General features: G+C 70.9%; 21 protein-coding genes. 7 read left to right on the forward strand and 14 right to left on the reverse strand.

Annotation, left to right across the window (positions count from 1 at the left end; all coding sequences use genetic code 11):
* Nucleotides 1–38: 38 nt before the first annotated feature.
* From KUM32_RS03355 to KUM32_RS03410, 12 genes are all read right to left on the reverse strand, one after another.
* Complete coding sequence (locus KUM32_RS03355; protein ID WP_217140247.1) at nt 39–230, reverse strand: hypothetical protein; 192 nt, start codon at nt 228–230, stop codon at nt 39–41.
* A 43-nt stretch (nt 231–273) separates the two neighbouring features.
* Nucleotides 274–462, reverse strand: a complete 189-nt coding sequence (locus KUM32_RS03360; protein ID WP_029380917.1) for a hypothetical protein — start codon at nt 460–462, stop codon at nt 274–276.
* Nucleotides 463–501: 39 nt separating this feature from the next.
* The gene (locus tag KUM32_RS03365) at nt 502–2802 is read right to left on the reverse strand and encodes a winged helix-turn-helix domain-containing protein (protein WP_217140248.1); all 2301 of its coding nucleotides are present in this window, start codon (nt 2800–2802) and stop codon (nt 502–504) included.
* 87 nt (nt 2803–2889) lie between these two features.
* Nucleotides 2890–3336 carry a conjugal transfer protein TraB gene (locus KUM32_RS03370; RefSeq protein ID WP_217140249.1) on the reverse strand — a complete coding sequence of 149 codons (447 nt, stop codon included), beginning with the start codon at nt 3334–3336 and terminating at the stop codon, nt 2890–2892.
* 11 nt (nt 3337–3347) lie between these two features.
* The gene (locus tag KUM32_RS03375; protein WP_217140250.1) at nt 3348–5891 is read right to left on the reverse strand and encodes a hypothetical protein; all 2544 of its coding nucleotides are present in this window, start codon (nt 5889–5891) and stop codon (nt 3348–3350) included.
* Nucleotides 5892–6014: 123 nt separating this feature from the next.
* The gene (locus tag KUM32_RS03380) at nt 6015–6218 is read right to left on the reverse strand and encodes a hypothetical protein (protein WP_217140251.1); all 204 of its coding nucleotides are present in this window, start codon (nt 6216–6218) and stop codon (nt 6015–6017) included.
* Entirely contained in the window at nt 6215–6763 is a 549-nt protein-coding gene (locus KUM32_RS03385) for a hypothetical protein (RefSeq protein ID WP_217140252.1), read from the reverse strand. The genes KUM32_RS03380 and KUM32_RS03385 overlap by 4 nt, the downstream gene beginning before the upstream one ends.
* Nucleotides 6764–6899: 136 nt before the next feature.
* Complete coding sequence (locus KUM32_RS03390) at nt 6900–8771, reverse strand: DUF2637 domain-containing protein (RefSeq protein ID WP_217140253.1); 1872 nt, start codon at nt 8769–8771, stop codon at nt 6900–6902.
* Nucleotides 8772–9011: 240 nt separating this feature from the next.
* Nucleotides 9012–9266: a hypothetical protein gene (locus tag KUM32_RS03395; RefSeq protein ID WP_254404978.1), complete on the reverse strand. Its 255-nt coding sequence runs from the start codon at nt 9264–9266 to the stop codon at nt 9012–9014.
* Between the two features lie 111 nt (nt 9267–9377).
* On the reverse strand, nt 9378–9689 hold the full coding sequence (locus KUM32_RS03400) for a WhiB family transcriptional regulator (RefSeq protein ID WP_217140254.1): 312 nt from the start codon (nt 9687–9689) through the stop codon (nt 9378–9380).
* Between the two features lie 248 nt (nt 9690–9937).
* Entirely contained in the window at nt 9938–10099 is a 162-nt protein-coding gene (locus KUM32_RS03405) for a hypothetical protein (RefSeq protein WP_217140286.1), read from the reverse strand.
* 175 nt (nt 10100–10274) lie between these two features.
* The gene (locus KUM32_RS03410) at nt 10275–10883 is read right to left on the reverse strand and encodes a hypothetical protein (RefSeq protein WP_217140255.1); all 609 of its coding nucleotides are present in this window, start codon (nt 10881–10883) and stop codon (nt 10275–10277) included.
* Between the two features lie 409 nt (nt 10884–11292).
* Between KUM32_RS03410 and KUM32_RS03415 the strand changes: the two genes are divergently transcribed.
* The 7 genes from KUM32_RS03415 to KUM32_RS03445 all read left to right on the forward strand — a co-directional run bounded on the left by KUM32_RS03415 (nt 11293) and on the right by KUM32_RS03445 (nt 19261).
* A complete protein-coding gene (locus KUM32_RS03415; RefSeq protein WP_217140256.1) occupies nt 11293–12048 on the forward strand; it encodes a GntR family transcriptional regulator in 756 nt (251 codons plus the stop codon).
* 207 nt (nt 12049–12255) lie between these two features.
* The gene (locus KUM32_RS03420; protein ID WP_217140257.1) at nt 12256–13425 is read left to right on the forward strand and encodes a DNA-binding transcriptional regulator; all 1170 of its coding nucleotides are present in this window, start codon (nt 12256–12258) and stop codon (nt 13423–13425) included.
* Nucleotides 13422–14012 carry an isochorismatase family cysteine hydrolase gene (locus KUM32_RS03425; protein ID WP_217140258.1) on the forward strand — a complete coding sequence of 197 codons (591 nt, stop codon included), beginning with the start codon at nt 13422–13424 and terminating at the stop codon, nt 14010–14012. Before KUM32_RS03420 ends, KUM32_RS03425 begins: the two co-directional genes overlap by 4 nt.
* A complete protein-coding gene (locus KUM32_RS03430; protein ID WP_217140259.1) occupies nt 14009–14917 on the forward strand; it encodes an NAD(P)/FAD-dependent oxidoreductase in 909 nt (302 codons plus the stop codon). Before KUM32_RS03425 ends, KUM32_RS03430 begins: the two co-directional genes overlap by 4 nt.
* 101 nt (nt 14918–15018) lie before the next feature.
* Nucleotides 15019–15315, forward strand: coding sequence for a helix-turn-helix transcriptional regulator (locus KUM32_RS03435; RefSeq protein ID WP_217140260.1), 297 nt, complete (start codon nt 15019–15021; stop codon nt 15313–15315).
* 929 nt (nt 15316–16244) lie between these two features.
* Complete coding sequence (locus KUM32_RS03440) at nt 16245–18434, forward strand: hypothetical protein (protein ID WP_254404979.1); 2190 nt, start codon at nt 16245–16247, stop codon at nt 18432–18434.
* The gene (locus tag KUM32_RS03445) at nt 18431–19261 is read left to right on the forward strand and encodes a DUF721 domain-containing protein (protein WP_308408582.1); all 831 of its coding nucleotides are present in this window, start codon (nt 18431–18433) and stop codon (nt 19259–19261) included. Before KUM32_RS03440 ends, KUM32_RS03445 begins: the two co-directional genes overlap by 4 nt.
* Nucleotides 19262–19288: 27 nt before the next feature.
* On the opposite strand, the gene KUM32_RS03450 is transcribed toward KUM32_RS03445, so the two are convergent.
* A complete protein-coding gene (locus KUM32_RS03450) occupies nt 19289–19774 on the reverse strand; it encodes a hypothetical protein (protein ID WP_217140261.1) in 486 nt (161 codons plus the stop codon).
* 212 nt (nt 19775–19986) lie between these two features.
* On the reverse strand, nt 19987–20832 hold the full coding sequence (locus KUM32_RS03455; RefSeq protein WP_217140262.1) for an HNH endonuclease signature motif containing protein: 846 nt from the start codon (nt 20830–20832) through the stop codon (nt 19987–19989).
* Nucleotides 20833–20836: the final 4 nt, after the last annotated feature.

Genomic DNA, 20836 nt, shown 5'->3' on the forward strand with positions numbered 1-20836 from the left:
GGCTGGGAGGGCGCTGGGGGCGGGGGGGGCGGTGCGGGCTACAGCTGGTCGGCGGCGTCCTCGAGCGCGTCCGGCGTCGGGTACTGCAACGGTCGGCGGCCCTTGGAGCGGACCACCAGGCCGTCGCGGCGGCCGGTGCGCAGCAGCTCGGTGACGAGAGCGCGGGCCTCGGGGCTGGCCGCGAGGATGTCGGTGGCTTCATCGACGACCAGGACCAGGGGGCGGTTCATCGGGACGTTCTCCTTCTCGTTCGGCGGGGCGGGGTCGGGGTGGTCAGAAGCTGCTGATCCAACCGGTGAGGGAGGACACGGCGCTGGTGATGGTGGGGGCGATGCCGGTGCTGGCGAGGAAGAAGCCGAACAGGCAGACGGCGATGCCCGGCATGATCCGCTGGTAGCCGGTGCGCACCAGGATGACGACGATGATGCCGAGCAGGAGGACCAGGGAGATCGACAGGGCCACGGGTATCGGTTCCTTCTGTGAGTGGGTGGTGGGTGCGGGTCAGTTGTCGGCGAGCTGCCACACGCCCCGCTTGCGCGAGATGGCCAGGCCCTTCGACTTGAGCTGGGAGCAGGCGTTGCTGACGCTGGAGGGCTGGAAGCCGGGCAGCGCGGCGCGCAGCTCCTTGAGCTGCTTGGGTCCGTCGGCGAGCAGTTCGAGGATCTGGTCCTGGAGGCCGGGCTCCTCCCCGATGTCGGAACCGCTGTCGCCGAACGGGATGCCGAACGGCGCCTCGTACGACGGGGCGGGGGCTTCGCCGCTGTCGCCGTCGGTGTCCGCAGCCGGGGCCGGAGTGCCGGCTGTCGGCTTGCTGCCAGGGGCGTCGGAGAACGCCTGGGCGAGGGTGTCGCAGTCGGCGTACGGGTTGGTGTGCCGCACGCCGTAGATCGCGGCTCCGGCCTGCGCGGCCTTGGCCTCGCCCTCGGTCAGCCCGGTGGGCGGGTCCTCGCCGTACAGGGCGATCAGGTCGGGATAGACCCCGTCCTTCTTCTCCGCGAAGAAGGTGCGCATGAACTTCGCCCGGCCGTCGAGGAACATGTACGCCATACCGGCCGTGCTCTCGCCGTCCTCGTCGTCCTTGCCGGAGAACAGCGCCTCAATCTGCCCGTTCTCGTAGATCCGGGCGGGGATGTTCTCCATCTGGAAGCCGGCCGGGGCGATGCCGTCCAGGCCCATCTCCTTGGTGGAGGACGAGGCGGTGCGCATGAGGAACAGCGCGCCGACCTTGCCCTGCTGGCGGATCGCGTCGTCGTCACCGAGGTCCTTGAGGTGCAGGGACTGCACGGCGAGCCGGATGCCGATGCCGACCTTGCGGCCGGTCTTCTGGATGTCGGCGATGAGGTAGGCGGTGGCCTTGCGCATCGCTTCGTCCGGGTGGGACAGCAGCCGGTTGATCTCGTCCAGCGTGATGTTGATGAGCGGCCACGGCCGGTTCAGGGCGAAGTCGCCGCGGCCCATCTCGTTGGAGAGCCGCTCGCGGTACTTCATGACCGCGTGTGCGGCCGTGAGCATCAGGAGCGTCTCCACCGGGCCCTTGGCGAACCAGTCGACGCGGCCTTCCGCCTCCGGGAGGGACATGCCGCCCTGGACGTCGCCGACCCAGGAGACGACGCCGGAGCGCTTCTCCGCGGCGAGGATCAGGTTCTGCAGGACGGACTTGCCCGCGCCGGTGACACCGGCGGTGATGCCGCGCAGCGCGCCCTGTCCGGGATCCCACAGCCGCATCCGGGCGGGCTTGCCGTCGTGGCAGACGCCGATGGTGACGCGGCCCTTGGAGTCCATCGTCAGGTCTTCGACGGTGGCCTTGCGGACCTTCATCAGCGGGTTCGTCTTGTAGACGGAGATGACGCCCTGACGGATGCCGTCCGTTTCGATGACTAGGCGGGAGGGGTCGTCGATGCCGAAGGCGGAGCAGATCGCCGTGTGCGGCAGGTGGATTTCCTTGCCCGGCGGGGAGGCGACCAGCAGCACGATGCGGTGCGGTTCGGACCGGTAGTCGATGAGGTCGACGCCGGGGGCGGCCTTGCCCGGGGCGGCGACCGCGGTCTCCCACAGGCCGCGGATACCTTCGGCGGTGGCCTCGGTGTCCTCGGTGGTGGGGCGGGCGATCAGCCGCATCCGGCCGGGTCCGGAGCCCTGGATCGGGCGGATCTTCACGGTGCCGACCGGGAAGTCGAACGCGGCGGCCAGCTGCACCTCGGTGAAGGTGGGCACCGCCTTCCCGGCCTGGGCGACGATGACGGCTTCGAAGTCGGGCCGGTCGGCGCGGTAGGGCTGGATGGAGACCAGCCGGGTTCCGTCGCCGGTGGCCTGCGCCCATTTCGCGGTGAGGAACTCGGTGTAGGTCAGCGGCTCCCCGGGGCCGGTGCCGTGCTGCGCCTGGTGCTCGGTGAGCTCCAGGACCAGGCCGGCGCTGCGGGTGAGCGGCGCCATCCAGCCCATCAGGGACGCCCACGCGGCCGGGGCGACGACCTCCCACCAGTTGAAGCCGGGGGTGATCAGGTTCGCCACGTAGGTGCCGGCGGCCGTCAGGAACGGGATCGCCCGCTGCGCCCGCGTGAGGACGCTCAGGCCCTGGTCGAGATCCTTGGTCTTCGCGTACAGCCAGGCGAGGGTGCCCAGGCCGATCCCGCCGGAGGCGAGGTAGGACCAGGCGCTGTCGTCCAGCTGCGGGCCGACGGCCATCCCGGCCGCCGCGAGGGCGTAGGAGGTGCGTTCGGCCAGGACGCGCCGGTAGATGACGTGGCCCGGGACGCGCTTGGTGGTGTCGGCGGCCGGCGCCGCCTGGTCGATGGTGCTCAACACAGCCTCCGTTCAGGGGCAGGGGGCAGCAGGGGCCGGGCCCGGCGTGCGGGCCCGGCCCCCTGCTGGCGGCGAGGGTGGGGTGGGTCAACCGCGACGGCCGGTGCGCCGGTAGAAGCCGGGCTTGGCCTGGCGTACGCCGGAGCCGTTGGAGGCTTCGTAGCCGGGGCGGTACTCCCGGTCGTGCGCGTTGTTGAAGCCGCGGGCGTCGGTGTCGACGGCGTCGGCGGCGTTCACCATCTCGCCGGAAGCCTCCGCGACCGCGGTGAGGGCGGCGGAGGTGTCCTCGATCATCGAGGTGAACCGGGGTTCGACTTCGGCCTGGCCGCACATCTCCGACACGCGCAGGGCCGCGTTGGCGTTGGCCTGCATGTGGGAGCGGAGCAGGTGCATGCCCTCCTTGAGGAAGAGGGCGGAGGCCGCGAGCTTGGCGGTCCGGCCGGCCAGGGCGAGGAAGCCGTTGCCGCTGCTGGCGCCGCCGGTACTGACGCCGCCGCTGTTCATGCCCGGGATGGTGGGGAGGTTGTCGCTCACGTGATCTCCTCTCAGTTCTCGTTGTGGATGCGGGCGGCGGGCACGGCCAGGCCCGCGTCCTCGGTGGCCTGCTGGAGGGGCCGGTAGGCGTCGAACATCGCGTTCTCCGCGCTCTCGGAGAGCTCCGCCGCCGTCAGGGACTTGGTGGACATCTCGTCGGCCTTGCGGGCCAGCAGCTCCATGGACTCCGCGAGCTTGGCCATCGCGGCGCCGGTCATGCGGCCGATGACGTTGTGCGTGGAGCGCAGGTCGGCGGCGAGTTCGTCCAGCTCGTGCCGGATCTGCCGCGCCTTCGCGGAGAGCTTGTTGCAGGTCTCGTGCGCCTTGAACGACTGCTCGGTGAGCTCCTCCAGGACGTCGAGCGTGTCGTCGAGGGTGACCTCGGTCTCGTGCTGGGCGTCCATGTCCGCGACGCTGCCGCTGCCCCACTTCGTCAGCCAGGCGTCACTCACGCTGTGCTCCTTCGTGCTCGTGCTCGAGATGCCGTCAGGAAGACCCCCGCCGGACATGGCCGGGCCGGACCCGGGGGAGTCGGCCCGCTCGACCGTGATGGGACCAGCCGGAGCGGACACCGCCGTCGCCATGCCCATCGCCTCGAACGGCGACAGGCGCGGCGTGCCGGTGTCGGTGCCGGGCACCGTGCCGCCGCCCGGCGGGGCCGGGGCGGTGGCGGCCCCGGCGACCGCAGCCGCCGGGGCCGGTGCGGCTGCCGCAGGACCGGGCGGGCCCGGCGGCGGGGCCGGTGTGGTCGTGCCGGTCGTCGGTGCCGGGCGGGGCCCGGGCACCGTGGTGGTGCGCATCCGGGCGCGCTTGCGGGCCCTCGCCTTGGCCGTGGACCAGGGCGTGCGGCGGGTCGGTGCCTTCGCAGCCGGACCGGTCGGCGCCTTCGCGGCGGAGCCGGCGGGCGTGGTGCCGCTGGGCTTGGTGGTCTTGGTCTTCGGGCCGGTCTTCTTCTTCGGCTTCTTGACCTTGACCTTGGTGACGACTGGCGGGCCCATCTTCTTGCGGCGGCGCTTGAGCCGCTTCTCAAGGGTTTCGTGCACGGCCTCGCCGAAGGTAGTCCGGCCCCGGGCGGCCGACTTCATCGCCCCGAGGACCTTGCGGCTGTACTCCTTGCGGAAGCGCCGGCACTTGCGGCAGCGGCAGTCCTGCTTCACCGACGACGCGAACGTGCCGTGCGCGATCCCCGGCGTGAGCTTGAGCTTCTTGCCCTTGCGGGACTTCCCGCCCTTGCCGGAGGGGGTCTTGCCCTTCTTCCCGCCGCCGCGCTTGCTGGCGGGCGCCGATGTGCCCGCGCCGCTGCTGCCCTTCCCCTTCGGCTTGGTCTTCGGACCGGTGCCGGAGGTGGTGGTGCCAGGCTTCTTACGCAGGACCCCGGAAGGGCCGGTCGTGCCGCGCGGCGACTTCTTCGTGCCGCTCTTGCGACCGGACCACGTTCCCTTGCCGGTGCCGGTCCCCTTCGAGCTGGTGGTGCCGGGCGTGGTCTTCCCGCCCGCCTCCGTGCCCTTGCCGGGGCTCTTGATGCCGGGGCCCGTGCCTTTGCCGGTCCCCGTCCCCGTCCCGGAGCCCGGTCCGCGCTTCTTGCCCGGGCCGCCGGACGAACCGCCGGCCCCGGACCCGGTGCTGCCGGGCCCGCGCTTGCGGTTCGTGGTGTCGCCGCCGCCACCGGAGGAGCCGGACCCGCCGCCGCTGTTGTTCGGGCCCTTGCCGCCGCCGGAGCCTCCTGAGCCGCCGGATGATCCGGGGCCGCGGTTCTTCTTGAGGTTCACGCCGCCGCCCTGCGAGGTGCGCTTGAGCGGGGTGATCCCGGAACTGTCCTTGTTCGGCGAGGTGGTGCGGCCGCCGCCCGAGCCGGAGCCCGGACCGCGTCCGCGCCCGCCACCACCGCCGCCGGAACCGCTGGGCGACCTGGTCGTCGACCCGCCGCGCCGGCCTCCCGAACCGCTGTACGGCCCGCTGCCGCCGTGCCCGGACCTGCCCGGACTGGAGCCGCCGGAGCGGCCTCCCAGGCCGCCGGGGCCACGCTGGAGGGTCTTGCGGCCGTACTCGTGGCTGGGCTGCACCTGCTTCTTCGAACCGCCCCCCAAGGAGCCGTCCTTGGCGGTGCTCGCGGTCTTCGCGACCGCCTCGCGCTGCTCCCGGTTCGCGCGGCCCGTCGCGATGGCGGAGTGGATGCCGCGCATGGCCGCCAGGGACACCGCGAGGATCGCCGCCAGGGACAGCGATCCCAGGCGCGGCGCGGCGGGCTGCGCGCCCTCCGGACGGAAGGTCGCGGGGACCATCGCGGGCGTCGCGGCGGGGGCTGCGGCGGGCTCCGAGTCGGCGGTGAACGGGGTCCCGAGACCGGGCTCGGGCAGTGTCGCGATGACGCCCATCGGGTCGGTTCGCGTCGCGGGTGCAAACGCTTCGGGCGTGGCCAGGGAGGCGTCTGCGGGGGCGGCGAACGGCACGTCGGCCGGGGTCGAAGCAGGGGGTTCCGCGGGGGGTTCGGCCGGTGCGGTGTAACCCACGCGGGGGAAGTGGATCAGGTTGTTCGGGCCGTCGTCGTCGGCCATGACGTCTCCCTCTCGGAGTTGACAGACGGTCACCGCCTGGGGCACCCTCGCGCGCGCACGACACGCGCGCGCCTTGGGGTGCTCCAGGCGGCGAGGAGGAGGCGGTGATGAAGAAGAACTTCGTCACCCTCCGTTGTGCTTGTAGAAGTCGTGGAGCGTCTTGGTGAGCGCGGGCCACAGGTTCGGCTTGCCGTCGCGTTCGGCCTGGCGGGCCAGGGTCCGGCACGCGTCGTACCAGACCCCGGCCCGCTCCTTCTCGCTCCGGGCCTCCGCGATCCGCGCGTTCCAGTGCTTCGCACGGTTTTGCGTCTGCCGAGGCGTCGTCACTGCCCTTCTCCCTTCGCGAAGTAGTCGTTGATGGTGCTGGTCGGCCGCTCACCACCGGCCGCCATCGGCCACTGGTTCCAGGGGTTGTCCGGGGTCACGAACTCCGCCGGCCCCGCCTGCGGGACCGCGCCCGGCACCTGCTCCTGGGGGGTGTTGAGCGCGGTCACCGTCTTCTCCAGGGACTTGGCGACGGCGGCGCCCAGGGCGGCCTGCCTGCCCTGCTTGCGCTCCAGCTTCCGGGCCTCCGCCGCCGCCCTGCGCTGGGGGAGCTCCAGGACCTCGTTCTTGTAGGTCGCGTACAGGGCCTCCGCCTTGCTCGCGGCCTCGCCGGACGCCTTCTGCATGGCCTTGAGCTGCCGCGACACCTTCCAGGCGCGGAGCTTCTTGGACATCCAGCGGTCGCCCTCGATGGGCGTCTGCTCCAGGCGCCGGCGCACGATGTCCGCGATCTGCCCGTACTGCTGGGCGTCACGAACGTGCTGGTCGCGGACGGTGGCGGTGAAGGCCCGCAGGCCCTCATCCGTGAACAGTGCGTTGATATCCATGAGCGGGGTTCTCCTTCTCGGGGCGGGGGCGATCTGGGAGGCTTTGTCGTGGCGTTTCGGCGCCTTCACCGCGCTCCCGAGGCGCTGACTTCGTCTCGGGGGCCGGTGGAACCGTCGAAACCGCGGTTCGTGCAGGTCACTGCTCCGGGCGGTAACCGCCGGCGAGCAGCTCGGCTGCCTCCTGGCGGTACTCCGAGGCAGTGCCGGGCGAGGTGACCGCCAGCTCGCGCTGGATGTCGGCGAGCGGCAGCTGGTCGGCGTCGCCGCCGACGGCGAGGATCATCCGGGCGACCTTGCGGACCGCGCGCTCACGCGGCTTGAGCTTCGCCGCGTCCTCGGCTTCGACCGCACGCCGCTCGATTTCGGCAGCGACCCGCCGCGTTTCGGCAGCAGCCCGCTCGGCTTCGGCAGCTTCCTTCTGGGCGCGCGCGGCGTCGGCGAGAGCGGCCTCCCGGCGGCGGTCCTCCTCCGCCTTCTTGCGGTCGGCTTCGGAAGCAGCGCGCCGCGTTTCGGCAGCGGCCTTCTCCATTTCGGCAGCACGCCGGTCGGCTTCGGCAGCAGCCTGACGGGCTTCGGCGATGGCCTGGGTCTCGATGGCCTGCGCCTCCGCCGCAGCGACCCGGTCGGCCTCCGCCGCTTCCTTCCGCTTCTGCGCGGCCTGGCGCTCCAGCCCGGCTGCCTCCAGGTCCGCGGCGGCCGCCGTCCGGCGTGCCAGCGCGATCCGCTCGGTCTCGATAGCGCCGGCCTCCGCAGCCGCGACCTTGTCGGCCTCGGCCGCCGCCCTGCGCTGCTCAGCGGCCTTCCGCTCGAGCTCGGCCTTCTCCAGGTCGGCCTCGGCTGCAGCCTTGCGCTCCTGGGCCTCCTTGCGCTCCGCCTCCGCCTCGCGGGCGCGAGCTTCGGCGACCACGGCGTTGTCGAGAGCCTGCTGCTCCAGTTCAGCGGCCCGCTCTGCGGCGCTGACCTGGGCTCGGGCGTGGGCGCGAGCCTGACCGGTCTGGCCGTCGACCTCCGCCTGGACCAACTCCACCTTGCCCTTGGCGCGCAGCCGCTCCGCCTCGGACTCCGCCTTGGCGACCTCGCTGCGCGTCTCCGCGTCCAGGCGGCGGCGCTCGGCCTCCTCCGCACGCTCCTGAGCCGCCTGCTCCTGCTCGTCGGGCATGGCCAGGGCCTGAGCGACGGTATAGCCGTAGGGGGCCATCTTCATCGGCAGCAGCTCGTCCTCGCTGGCCTCGGAGATGTCGCCCTCGTACTTGCGCTTGAGCCACTGCTCGTAGGCGATGAGGTCCTGGTCCCGGCGGATCATCTCCGGGTAGGAGGTGACGCCCCACAGCCGCATCCGGCGGAAGATCCTGGCGGTCGCGACCGGGGCGAGGATCCACCGCAGCCACGGGATCGAGTCGCGTTCGGCCTGGTCAGGCCGGACGATGCGGTCGATCGAGGTGCGGCCCAGCTCCACCACCATGATGAAGAGGACCGGGACGACGCCGTGGGCGCCGGCGGCGACGTAGTCCAGGAGCTGCCACGCCCGGTCCTTGGGGGTCCCGGACGCGGCGTTGAGGACGACGGTGGCGGCCGTCAGCAGCCACACCGGGTAGCGGATCCAGCTGATGGGGCGCTTGAGCCAGGCCATCAGCAGGTCGACGGCGATCATGACCATGATGCCGACGTCGACGCCGATCGCGAAGAGCTGGCCCTTGCCCAGACTGGCGAAGCGGAGCTCCTCATGGGCGAAGACCGCGACGTGCTCGAAGCTGAGGTACAGACCGATGCCCGCGAGCACGAGCGCGGCGGCGACGATCGCTCCGGCCGTCCACTTCTGGGTGCCGGTCAGCTTCGTCGGGGAGGGCTTCGTTCCGGTTCCGCTTTCCGTCTCCGAAACGAACTCCGCCGTCTCCGAAACGGCGTCGGCCGTCTGCGAAACCGGCGTGGCCGTTCCCGAAACGGCGGCCGGTGAAGCCGTCTCGGGGTCGGGTTCAGCCGCGGATCGCGGCCAGTCGGTGAGCGTCATGGGGGCCTCCGGAGGGGGTCGTTCAGGGCGTACGCGAAACGGCGGGGGCTGCTCCCGAAACGCGGTGAGGCGTTGCCGAAGCGGCCCGTGGTGCGGATGGTTGCTTGCGAACCGGACACCGGCTCTACCCGCTTCGCGCGCACGAAGAGGCCGGCGGCCCGAGAGGCGGGCGGCCGTACTCGCGAAGCGGCGCGGGGCGGGCTCGAAACTGGGTGCGGCTCCCGCCGGGCGGGCGCGAAGTCAGCTCGTGGGGAGCTGCGCGCCGTGCCGGCGGAGGTCGTCGGTGTCGTTGACCGCGGTCGCGGTGCGGGCGGCGTGCTGCTCGACACGGCCCTCGCCCACCCACTCCTCCGCGATGACGTGGAGGGTGGTGCGCCAGCTGCCGTCGTAGTCATCGGGGTCGATCGGCGGGATGTCGCTGCCGAAGATCGCGAAGGCGCACGCCTGGGCGGCGGCTTCCGTGCCGGGCTGGAGCGGGGTCATCGTCGTGGCCATGAGGGCCTCCCTCGGCTGTCGGTCCGGGCTGTCCGGCTCCCCGTCACCGCCCGTCCCGGCCGCCGTGGTGCAGCGGCCGGTGCGAGCGGATCAGGCAGCCGTCAGACCGGATCAGGCGGCCTTGGTGCGGTTGCGGCCGGCTCGGCGCTTGATGCGGCGGCGGTCGTCCTCGCTCATGCCGCCCCACACGCCGTGGGCCTCGCCCATCTCCAGCGCCCAGGAGGCGCAGCGCTCGAGGACCGGGCACCTGCGGCACACCGACTTGGCCTCCTCGATCTGCAAGAGCGCCGGGCCGGTGTTGCCGATGGGGAAGAACAGTTCGGGGTCCTCCCGCGTGCAGGCGCCGTCCTCGCGCCAGTTGGTGTTGACCGGCAGGTCGGCGTCGGGGGCGTAGCTGGTGCGTACGATGGAGTCGCGATTCATCAGGGCCTCCCAGAAGGTCCAGAGCAAGCCCCGGGGTGGCCGCCCCGGGGCTGTTGCGTGGTGTGACGGCCGGATGGCCGGAGCGGGCGGGAGCTCCCGGCGCTCTCCGTCGTCCCCGCCCGGGGAGGGGCGGGGACGACGGGCAATGCCGGGGAGTCAGCGGCGGTTGTTCTCCGACCGCTTGTTCTGCTCAGCGTTCTTGCGCGAGAGCTCCTCGCGCTCCGCGTCGGTCAGGCTGAGGACGGCGTTCACCGGACCGTCTCCATCTCGGAGAGGGTGCGGCGGGCGCGGCGCCTGGCCTTCGCGGCCCGCGCGTCGCCGTCGGCCACCAGGTGGCGGACCAGCCGGTGGAGAGCGGCGGCGTTCTCACGGTCCGGGCCGTTCGCCGGGGCGGGGATGGTGCGTGTCATGCTTTGCTGCATCAGGTCCTCCGATTCAGGTCCTGGACAGCCCCACGGGCCGCAATCCCAAGGGCTGTCGCGATCACTCCCCACTTGGGGAGCTGACTGCTGTACGAGCAGCCACGGCCCCGGCCGCCCCGCAGATGCGGAGCAGCCGGGGCCGTGGTCGTTCGTCTGGAGCGGGTCAGCTCGCGCGGCGCTGGGGGTGCAGCGTCTTGACGGGGACCGGCGGAGCGCCCAGCGGTGCATCGCCCTCCGGCAGCTGCGCGCGGCGGGTGTCAGCGTCGCGGACTGCCGACTCGGTCGCCGCCCACTGCTTCTTGCGCAGCAGCCACAAGGGCCGGTCGTTGCCGCTCTCGCCGTCTGTCGGCGCCTGCTTCTGGGCAGCGATCTGGCTGACGGCCGGAGCCACCGCGACCTTCGGCTTGCGCCGCACGGTGGTCTTGCGGCGGTGACCGGTCTCCGCGTGACCGTCCTCCAGGCGCTCCTGCCACTTCCTCACCGTCACGTCGACCGTGACCAGACGGTTGCTCCCCAGACGGCAACGGACGGCCGCGTCCTTCCACGTGCGGCCGGTGTCATGCGGCACAACCTTGGGCGCCGTGCTCCGGAGGCCGGTGATCGGCACCCACGTCTCACAGTCGGGGCAGATCAGCGATGCGCAATCCCGGCGCAGGTCGTACTGGTGGGGCTTGAGGGCGGACAGGGCCAGCGCCGGGCGGGAGTTGACGGTGCGGGAGCGGGTCCGGCTCCGGCGGGGGCGGGCGGTGCGCTCAAGGGTCGAAGCAGACATCTGAACTCCTCACGGGCGGAGCGGCAGGGGGAGGGAGCGTCGCGATGCTCTCTCCGCCCTCCGGGCCGCACGGCACGAAGCCGACGTCCCGCAGGACAGACAGCGCACAGCGCTGCGACGTGCACACAAGTCGTCGCGGCCGTCAGGCTCCGGGGGAGTTCGATGGTGCTCTCGCGTCCTCAGTTCGCCTGATGACGTGCCCTCAGCGAGCTGAGGGCTACCCCGGCCGCCCCGGAGGGCGGACGACTACCTGGGCAACTTCGATATCGAAGTTGCAGTACGATGGTGCGCGATCTCTCTATCGATGTCAAGCACCTCGATAGAGATGTCCCCTCGCTATGTAAGTCGCGAGCCGTAGCTGACGCTGAGCATCGAAGCCCTTAGGATCGCTAGCGAAGTTAGGAGACACATGGCAGGCCGAAAGGGCTCTGAACAGCCCAGATACCTCCAGATCGCTGACGAGCTGAAGGCTGCGATCGAGCGAGGGGACTACCGACCCGGTGATCGACTGCCAGGGGAGAACGCCCTCGCGCCGCAGTACGGCGTCGCCGTGATGACGGCTCGGCGAGCATTGCGTGCGCTCACCAACGAGGGGCTCGCTGAGTCCCGGAAGGGCGCGGGGGTGTTCGTTCAGGCCTTCCGCCCCATCCGGCGGCGCGGCATTCAGCGTCTGGCACAGGACCAATGGGGCTCGGGGAAGTCGATCTGGTCGGCGGACGAAGACCGGCCCCTGACCGTCGACCAGGTTTCCGTACAGGAGGTCGTTCCGCCGGCGCACATTGCCGAGATGCTCGACCTGGACGCCGGCGAGACCGCCTGCGCCAGGTCCAGGCGCTTCGTCCTGGATGGCCGGCCGGTCATGCTCGCCACTTCGTACCTGCCTTACGCCCTGGTGGAGGGTTCGGCGATCACCCAGGCCGACACGGGGCCGGGAGGAACCTACGCTCGCCTCGCTGACCTCGGACATGGCCCGGTCCGCTTCCGGGAGGAAATCCGCGGACGGCTGCCCACCGCTGAGGAAGCAGCCACGTTGGGCATGTCCCCTGAACGCCCTGTCCTGAAGATGTGCCGGACTGCCTTCGACGCCCACCAGCGAGTTGTTGAGGTCAACGAGATGACCCTCGACTCCGCCTCGTACGTCCTGGACTACGAGTTCGATGCCTGACGGCACGCAGGACTCGACGCGGGCACGGCACTGGGGTGTGCCCGGGATCGCCATGGTTCCTCCGGCCGGAGTTGCGGGTGTGGATCAACAAGGAACAGCATCCGCACCAGGGAGCTTGAGCGAGATGTCCGGCCGTGGCAGTGGTGTAGCAACAGCGTGGCAATTGGGCCGTTGGTACCTGGAAGGTGACCGCCAAGGGGGTGTGTAGTGATCGCTGTGGACAGGTGGACAGGTGAGGAGGCGCTGCTGTTGCGGTCGGTGATGCGAGCGTCTGTGCGCGAGTTCGCCGGTCGCCTCGGCATCAGCCCCCGGACCGTCTCGAACTGGCAGCGGAACAAGACGAGCGTCTGCCGTCCCCAGATGGCGCAGATCCTGGACACGGCGCTCCTCCAGTGCACCCCGGCTGAGCAGGAGGCGTTCAGTCTCCGTCTGGCAGCACTGCGTGGAACGGCAGCTTCCCTCAACGCGGAGGCGGCAGCGCGTCCGGCACCGTGCACGGTCGTCTCCCACAAGTTCTTGCCGGTGTACCTCGGTGAGTGCAGTGCGCCCCTCTACGCTGCGGGCTCACCAGGCGAGCCTGGGCCCGGCGGCTTGGAGCAGCGAGTCCTGTCGGCTGACCACCATTCCGCGCAGTCGTCGACGGTGCACGTGTACGCCTGCGGTGTCGCGGTGGTGCATCTTGAGGAGCACCACCGCCTGGAGTCGTTGACCGAGTTGGCGTTGTGGCGTTACCGCACGTACCTGAAGGAGCCGGGCTGGGTAGGGGAGTGGATGGCTCACCTCCTGGCCCGTCACGGCGACGACAAGGTCCAGCCTGCCCAGTCGCTCGTTCCGCAGTACGTGCTGTCGGCCTACGAGCTCCGCACACATTCCTGGTCAAGCGCCGGCTTGGATACGGCTCTCCAGCTGCTCGCGACGCCATCAGTGCTGGTCAACCGGCAGAACCCAGCAGATGTGGTGCCGCTCGGGCCGGGGGTAGAGGAAGCCAGGTTCCGTGACAGCTGGGCCCACCCCGAGGCCGTGACCTTCGACGGCGGAGTCTCCCGCGGCGTCGTCGGCTGGTCCGGTGTCGCCTATCACCCGCAGTCGGACGAGCGGGCTCTGACCATGAGCCAGATCGTGGCTCTTGAGCTCGACGTGCAGGCACTCTGGGCCCTCTCGTCGCACATCCTGCACACGATTGAAGACGGCCAGGACCCGGTGATGCCGACGGCCTACGGCTGGCGCTTCCTGCGCAGCGCCTACTTCCGGCTCACTACCGCGCGCCCCACTGAGACCGCTCAACACCGGGTGATGCGCGAGGCCATCCTGGCCACCAGCGAACTTCCTGATCGGCTGCGTGCCGCCCAGGACGCTCTCCGAGACAGCAATCCGTGACGGCCATGTGGAAGGCGGAGTGGGTGGACCCTCGATCGACAGTGCTGCTGGTCATCGATGTGCAGCAGGGCTTTGTCAACCAGCACAGCCGCGGAGTCATTCCCTCGGTTGTTCGGCTGGTGGAGGGCTGGCAAGCAGCTGGCGCTCCCGTGGTGCTGTCGCGGTTCCACAACGAGCCCGGGTCACCGTACGAGACGATCACGGGCTGGACGCGATTGCGTACTCCCGAGGAACAAGCCCTCGTTGCTGACCTGGCCCCGTTCGCTGCCACCGCCGCCGCGGTCATCGACAAGCCCCAGGCGTCAGTGTTCACCCCCGAGGGCGCCCGGACCATCCACGAGGCGGGCTGGACCGATCTGGTGCTGTGCGGCATCGACACGGATGCGTGCGTATACGACTCCGCTGTTGCGGCCTATCAGGCCGGATACCGGCCGTGGATTGTCACCGACGCTTGTGCCTCCACCGGAGGCGCCCGCTACCACGACGCCGCGCTCCTGCTCGCCGCCCGGAACATCGGCGCTGAGCAACTGGTCACGAGCGAGGTTGTCTTGTCCCGAATCAGCGGAACGCAGGGAGCCCACGCATGAGCACACCGCACGAGACAGATGTCCTGGTGGTCGGCGCCGGCCCGTCAGGCGTGGCGGCCGCGGTGATGGCGGCCAGCCTGAACCTTCGAACGGTCGTCGTGGAGGCTGACTCAGTAGGCGGCAAGCTGCATGTCATTGGGGCACTGGAGAACGTCCCTGGCAACTGGTCGGCTGGCCCGCAACTGGCTGAAGCCCTTGCCGCCGACCTGTACCGCCTACAGCAGGCTGGCCGATGCTCCGTCGTGCAGGGCCGTGCGGTCAGCGTCACCGGCTACGACGACCGAGCGGAACTCGTACTCGAGGACGGACGCGCACTGAGTGCACAGCTGATCGTGGTCGCCACCGGCGTGGCCGCCCTGGCTCCGCCCGACGCCGACTGGATCAGCGCTTCCGCACGTGTGTCGGTGCCTCCGCTGTGGCGCACCGAGCCTGCAGACCTAGCAGGCCGGACCTACGTTCTCGGAGGGGACCGTCCCCTCGGGACATGGCTCCGCACCCACCCGCACTCCTCAACGACGCTTCATGTCCTTTGTCCGCCGGCGGATGACTACAAGATCGCAGAGGTCGCGGGGGACGAGCGCGTGCGCATCGTGCCCGTCTCTCACGTCGTCCTGTCGCAGATGGCCTACGGAGACGAGTGGAGCTTGCAGGTCAAGGACCGGCAGGGGGAGCGCAAGTCCTACGTCGCCAAGACGGTGTTGAACAACCTCGGCAACACGCCAGCAAGTTTGGTCGGCCTCGCCTCGAGCGAGGACGGCTACTGCCCTCCCGGCAAGCAGCACCCGCGGATCCGGGTCGCCGGCGACTTGAGGTCGGCCCAGTTCCAACGCGTCACGACGGCGCAGGGCTCTGGGGCGGAAGCTGTGCTCGCGTCCTACTACGCCTCGGTCCTGAAGCCATGCTGAGGCTTGACGCCCACCGTCCTATCGGCGTATCGCTGCACGCTAGTCAAGATCGATCCCGTGGTGTATCTTTCAGGAATTCGGTGATCATGAGAGGTTGGGGCATGTCCGACGCGGATCCCATGCAGCGGGTCAACGCTCTCCTCGACGACGTCCTGCCGATACCGCGCGTGCGGCAGCAGCTGCGCCTCGCTGCGGGGCTCACTCAGCAGGAAGTCGCGGACGCCGTAGGCGTGAAACGTCTGGCCGTAGCCCGCTGGGAGCTAGGTCAGACCCACCCCCGGAGGCCCCATCGCGCGGTCTACATCCACTTGCTCAAGGGACTCGCGGAGCGTTTCCCCGAGGTTGCTGAGCTGGATGCAGGCAGCACGACGCCGGCCTCCGAAAGGGGGTCGGGATGACCTAGTGGCCATCGGCCGCGCGCGCCAAGAAGCGGACTAACCACCCGCTGGCCTCGCGCGGCCCGTCTCCGACCGGGCTCACAACCCGAGTCGGTCGCTCAGATCCCAGTTAGCGCTGGTCCCTGAGCTGCGGCTTATCAGGCCGCTCATCTGTACCCGGCCCCTTATCAGGGCCATCACCACCACCAAGCCGGTGCGGCCACCACAGCCACATTCCGTATCGGTCTGCTTCACCCGCGGTGCCCCCACCACAGGGGCCACGCGGTTCAGCAGGACCGGGAGGGACGGAGAAATCTCCCCCCACCCGATCGGTGTCCGCCCGCTTCTCACGAAGGGGGCGGCACCTGACACATCCATGGAGGCCGGTCCAGCCCCGAGGGGCTCTGGTCGGTCCAGCTATATGGAAGGCAGGTCGTTCTCATAGTGCCCGAAGTGGTGTCCCTCTGTCAGCTTGGCCTTGTCCGTTTCACCCCGGTTCAGGCGCGGCGGTCGTCTCGTGTGACGGGATCGACGTATGGTTCGCACCTCTTTTTCCGTTCCGTACCGGAAGTTGGATTTCCGGTAGGAAGCTACAAGCGCGGTGCTTTCGGAGCGGTCTCGCCGGGTCCGGTCGCAGCTCCGTCCTCCCGGCTCGTGCACCCGCTCGCGGACGTCGTCCGCAACTCCGTCGACGGGGACGTCCTCAGGGGCAGCTTCCCGTGTGGCGGGACGCGATCTGAAGTTGTTGCCCGCCGTGCGGGAGGGCCGGGGGCAATCGGGGCTCGGTGGCCCCTGTCCACAGGGCTCCCGGTGCAGGGTCGTCGCGTGGATCAGGAATCGAGCGTTTCGGCTGCTCAGGGGGGTGTCCGCTTTGGCGTGTACACCGGCCCCATGCAGACGCAGAAGATCGCGGCCTGTACGGGTTCAGCTCTCGCCGGGGCGGTGGGCCGATGAGCGCCGCGGCGGCACCGGCCGCGCCCCCGAGCCCCCGTACGTTCGTCGGCGGGGCTGCGCGCCGTCGGCTGCGGTCGGTCCCGGCTCAGGCCGGACCGGTCGTTCAGCTGGAGGTGGGCAACCCGCTCCAGCTGACCGAGACGATGCGCACCCGGCTGCTCGCGGCGGTGCGCGCGCTGCTGTCGGACCCCAGCCTGAAGGGTGCAGACGACCCGGTGCGCCTGGCGGCGGTGGTGCTGATGGCGAAGGCCAAGGTGGCAACCGACTACAGCACGCGGATCACCGCGACGGAGCTGGGCCGGTGGATCGGGCTGAAGAAGTCCCGCGTTGCGCACCACGTGGTGCCGGAGCTGCGCAAGCACGGCGTGCTCGGCTCGAACGAGACGACGAACGCTGCCGGGTGGATGACGGGCCTGGAGTGCTGGGTGATCCCGATGTACCGGGCGCAGCACGGCGGGGACCGTCGGCACGCCCTGGCGCTGTCGCGGGTGGAGCTGGTCGTGCTCCTGGCGCTGATCGAGGCGTTGTTCGCGCCGGGTTGGACGCACGAGGGCGGTCGGGTGACCCCGGCCGGGATGCTCGCGGATCGTACGGGGCGCGGAGCGGCGACCGACCGGCTCGGGCTGCTGCTGATGGTGCTGTCCTCGAACGCGAAGGGCTGGCTGCAGCTGTGCTCGGGCACCGTGGACACCGAGCGGGGCCGTCCGGCGGCGACGGTGGCGCGGCTGCTGGGCTGCTCGCCGGCGGCCGGGGCGAAGGTGCTCTCCCGGCTCCAGAAGCGGGACGTGCTGTCGGTGGACCGGCGGGAGACGGTGTCGGGGCTGAACGCGCGCAGCCGGGTCCGGCTGCTGCCGGTCGCCCAGGCGCACAGGATCGCCGTCCGGGAGGCCCAGGAGGCCGCCGACGCGGTGTTTTCAGACCTCGCCATTACTGCATCCGGAGATCATGTGGCGACGGTTGAGGCTGTGACCCCTGTGGTTACTGGGGTTCAGGGCGCCGGGGAGGGCCTGAAGGCCGATTCGGCAGACCGCGCCGATGCTGCACACCTTCACGCCTCTCACGCTTCTGTGGTTACTCCCGGTGGGTCTCTCTCGCTCTCTGGTGGTTTTTCCGGCGAAGGCCGTGGTGGGAACCACGGTCTGCCGGACCGCGCGTGCGTGCGCGAGGACAGCGGCCCGCTCCGCGGGGAACAGCCGAAGAAGTCCCCGTCGATCAGCAGTGAGAAGCCCGGCCTCGGGCCGGTGGGCAGCGGCCCGGTGCGGGTCGTGGACGGTGCGGATCAGGGCAGGCAGCAGCGGGGGAGGGTGCCTCTGCCGCCGGAGGATCTGCGGGCCGTCCTGGCTCCGGTCGACCTGGTCTGGGCGCGTCTGGACCGTGCGGCTGCCCGCCGCCTGGTGGAGGCCGCCGCCCGCAGTGAGCTCAAGCGGGTGGAGGGCTTCGCGGGCCGTACGGACGCTGCTCAGGTGCTCGCCGACCGGCTCGTGCGGCGCTTGGACGAGCAGCTGCGCACCGGCGGTCCGATCACCGACCCGGTGGGCTGGCTGCTGGCCCGGGGCCTGCCCCAGCGTCAGCAGTGCGGCGACGCCCGGTGCGACGACCGGATGCTGCTCGACACCGGCCGGGACTGCCCGCGCTGCGAGGACCGGCAGGCCGACCGCCGTGCCCAGCGCCACGCGGTCGCGGCCGCCGTGGACGCCGCGATGCCCGGGGCCTCCGAGGACGAGCGCCGCGCGGCCGCCGACCGGCAGCTGCACGAGCGGGTGACCGCCCAGGGGTGGGCCCGCGAGCACGAGTGGGCGCAGGTCCGCGCCCGTCAGGCCGCCGCCAAGGCCCACCGCGCCGAAGCCGCGGCCGCGCAGCCGGCCGACGACGTCCCGGCCGCGCCGGTGGCCCCGGTCGCGATGCCCGCGCCGCGCCCGGCCCCCGCCGTCGTCCCCGCTGCGGAGCCGGAGTTCGCCGACGTCGACGACGACCAGGAGCTGGTCCTCGAGGAGCTCACCCGGGAGCAGGTCCTGGACTGGCGCAACCGCGCCGCCGCCGACCACCAGCTCGTCTTCGACCACATCGACCGGTACGGCGAGCTGTCGGCGCAGCGCCTGTTCACCCGGGCGTTCGTCGCCCAGGTGCAGCGCCTGTCCGGCCTCGGGCACCTGGACCTCGGCTACACCACCTGGGGGCAGGCGTGAGCGGCGGCGAGACGTCCGGTGTCGACCTGGCCCGGGTCGCGCTGCGGGCCGCGATGCAGGCGGCCCGGAAGAACGGCGGCGGCCAGAAGGCGAAGCGGAAGCCGCAGGCCGTCACGACGGTGCGGCGCGATGGGCGCGAGCCGATGGGACTGGGCGCGGCGATCGGCGCGCTGGTCACCGAGCGGGCCTGGGAGCTCCCGGCCGCCGGCGCGACGCTGCGGGAGCGGTGGGCGGCCATCGCCCCCGAGCTCGCTGGGCACGTCGCCGCCGTCTCGTACGACGCGGACTCCGGCCGGCTCACCGTGTGCCCGGAGTCGTCGGCCTGGGCGACGAAGGCCCGCCTGGAGCAGACCCGGGTCATCGCCGCCGCCAACAAGGCGGCGGGCCGCACCGTCGTGAGCGCCCTGCGGATCCTGCCGCCCGGGGCCGCGCCCGTCCCCGGACCAGCCGATGCTGTCCCGGCAGACCCGGCCCCGGCCGCGCCCACCGGTCCGGCCAGGACCCGGGAGACGGCGTGCGAGGGCTACCGCCGCGCGCTCGCCGCGCACCAGGAGGTCGCGCCACCGCGCCAGGTGGACCCGGGCATCGCGGCAGCCGTGGAGCGGCAGACCGCCGCGATGCGCGAGCTGTCCCGCCGCGCGTTCCCCGAGACCGACGTCGCGGTGCCGGACGATGCGCCGACCCCGATCGAGCAGGCCCGCACCGAGCACCGCCGCCAGGCCGACGCCTCCCACGCCGCCGCCCTGCGCCGGGCTCGAGCCGAACGAGCCGGGGCCATCGCGCCCGCGGTGCCTCACCCTCGGCAGGTGACTGGTGAAGTGGCGTGATCAACCACGCGGGGAGTCGCCGCAGTCCTACCTGCCGGTCGCGCTCAACTGGGCCACCCGTTCGGAGAATGCCTGGACGTTGGCTCGGATTTGGCGCTCCTCCATGAGCTCGCATGCGCTGAGCGCTGCCGTGATGCACAGGCGGAAGACGTCTCGTTCGTCGCCGTTCAGCAGCCGGTGAGTTCCCGTCAGGGCGATCCATGCCGACAGTCGGCGGGGAGAGCGGTCGCAGTGTGCGGACCACCAGGACGGCAGGTTCGCGGCGAGCCGATCGCTGTACGCCGTCGCCGGAAAGAGCGCGGGGGTGTCGTCCAGCAGGGCTGCCTCCGCGCGGCGCAGGAAGTCGACCGCCTCGTCCTCATCCATGTTCTCGTCCCCCAGGCACGACAGGACGATGCCGAAGTAGGGGACGGACAGCAGGACGCCGTCCGGCCAGTCGTCGGGCCGCTCACCGAACGTCTCGGCGAAGGTCTCCATCAGGACGGCGTTGGGGTCACGGTGCACAGCCCACATGTACTCCCTGGCCCGGACCGTGCAAGGCAGGACACGGCGGGCCGGGAAGCGGATCGCCCGTTCGAGCTACCCGCAGCTCGTGGGCCGGGCCCGTGCCGAACGTGCTGGGCGTGCCGTCCCCGAGCTGTCACGCGCTCCGCAGGCAGCCGGTGAAGTGGCATGAGCCAGCGGCGTGACGATGTAGGTGAGGCTGTGTGATCGGCGTTGGAAGCTCAGTAGCCGTTCCCCATACTTTCCGCAGCTCGTGCAGCTTTGTCTGCAGCTGCTTGAAGGAGCCGAGTGTTGTCGGGGAGACCCCCAAGGCTGTCCATCAGCCGGTTCGCTGCTCGCTCGGCCTTGGCTGCGGCCTGATGCAACGTCGACGCGTCGTCAGACAGCCCTACGAGGTCGCTGGCGGCGTCGGCCAGCGTGCTCGCCGTGTCCTGTAGATGTGCCAGCCTCTGCGACGCATCAACCAGCAGGAAGGCAGTGTCCTGAAGGTGAGCGAGTTGGTCAGAGGAGCGGCTCAGCGAGTTGATCTCGTCTGCGGAGAGCCCGAACCCATGCACGCGAGGGTTGGCAAGCTCTTTGAGGGTGACCTTCAGCAACGCCGCAAGCTCGGGGGCTGTCTTCGCGAATTCGTCCAAGGCCGGCTCGAGGCGGGTGACCAGTGCCGTTTGCGCTCCACTGATCATTTCGCCGAGTCGATCTTCGGTCAGGTCGCTCAGCCCTGCCAGAGCGCTGAGTCCATCGGCTTCGCGCTCGTGCTTCCAGCATTCCAGCAGCTCCACCGTGTACTGATCGCTGTTCGTCCCATCGATCTCGGAGTGATGCGGGTGGCAGAGCAGGATGAGGTTGGCGAAGCTGTTGCGCTCGGCCACTGACCAGTCCGGGTCAGAGCGCTTACCTCCTTCCTCGAACGCCCGAATGTGTGCGATCTCCAGGTTCAGGCGAGGTGCACCGTTGATCATTCGGATGGTGGGCACGCCACAGTCGGGCCAGTAGCACCCGCCTCGGGCGAGTGTCATCAGTCCTGCGATTGTCGCGTTGCTGTAGCTGCGCCGCAGTGTGCTGACCACGAGA

It is taken from the genome of Streptomyces sp. AC627_RSS907 (assembly GCF_019049165.1).

What these genes read in the sequence shown, in the direction of transcription:
- KUM32_RS03355 (WP_217140247.1), bottom strand. Translation starts at nt 230, where the DNA reads ATGAACCGCCCCCTGGTCCTGGTCGTCGATGAAGCCACCGACATCCTC.
- KUM32_RS03375 (WP_217140250.1), bottom strand. Translation starts at nt 5,891, where the DNA reads ATGGCCGACGACGACGGCCCGAACAACCTGATCCACTTCCCCCGCGTG.
- KUM32_RS03385 (WP_217140252.1), bottom strand. Translation starts at nt 6,763, where the DNA reads ATGGATATCAACGCACTGTTCACGGATGAGGGCCTGCGGGCCTTCACC.
- KUM32_RS03390 (WP_217140253.1), bottom strand. Translation starts at nt 8,771, where the DNA reads ATGACGCTCACCGACTGGCCGCGATCCGCGGCTGAACCCGACCCCGAG.
- KUM32_RS03395 (WP_254404978.1), bottom strand. Translation starts at nt 9,266, where the DNA reads ATGGCCACGACGATGACCCCGCTCCAGCCCGGCACGGAAGCCGCCGCC.
- KUM32_RS03400 (WP_217140254.1), bottom strand. Translation starts at nt 9,689, where the DNA reads ATGAATCGCGACTCCATCGTACGCACCAGCTACGCCCCCGACGCCGAC.
- KUM32_RS03405 (WP_217140286.1), bottom strand. Translation starts at nt 10,099, where the DNA reads ATGACACGCACCATCCCCGCCCCGGCGAACGGCCCGGACCGTGAGAAC.
- KUM32_RS03410 (WP_217140255.1), bottom strand. Translation starts at nt 10,883, where the DNA reads ATGTCTGCTTCGACCCTTGAGCGCACCGCCCGCCCCCGCCGGAGCCGG.
- KUM32_RS03415 (WP_217140256.1), top strand. Translation starts at nt 11,293, where the DNA reads ATGGCAGGCCGAAAGGGCTCTGAACAGCCCAGATACCTCCAGATCGCT.
- KUM32_RS03430 (WP_217140259.1), top strand. Translation starts at nt 14,009, where the DNA reads ATGAGCACACCGCACGAGACAGATGTCCTGGTGGTCGGCGCCGGCCCG.
- KUM32_RS03435 (WP_217140260.1), top strand. Translation starts at nt 15,019, where the DNA reads ATGTCCGACGCGGATCCCATGCAGCGGGTCAACGCTCTCCTCGACGAC.
- KUM32_RS03440 (WP_254404979.1), top strand. Translation starts at nt 16,245, where the DNA reads ATGAGCGCCGCGGCGGCACCGGCCGCGCCCCCGAGCCCCCGTACGTTC.
- KUM32_RS03450 (WP_217140261.1), bottom strand. Translation starts at nt 19,774, where the DNA reads ATGTGGGCTGTGCACCGTGACCCCAACGCCGTCCTGATGGAGACCTTC.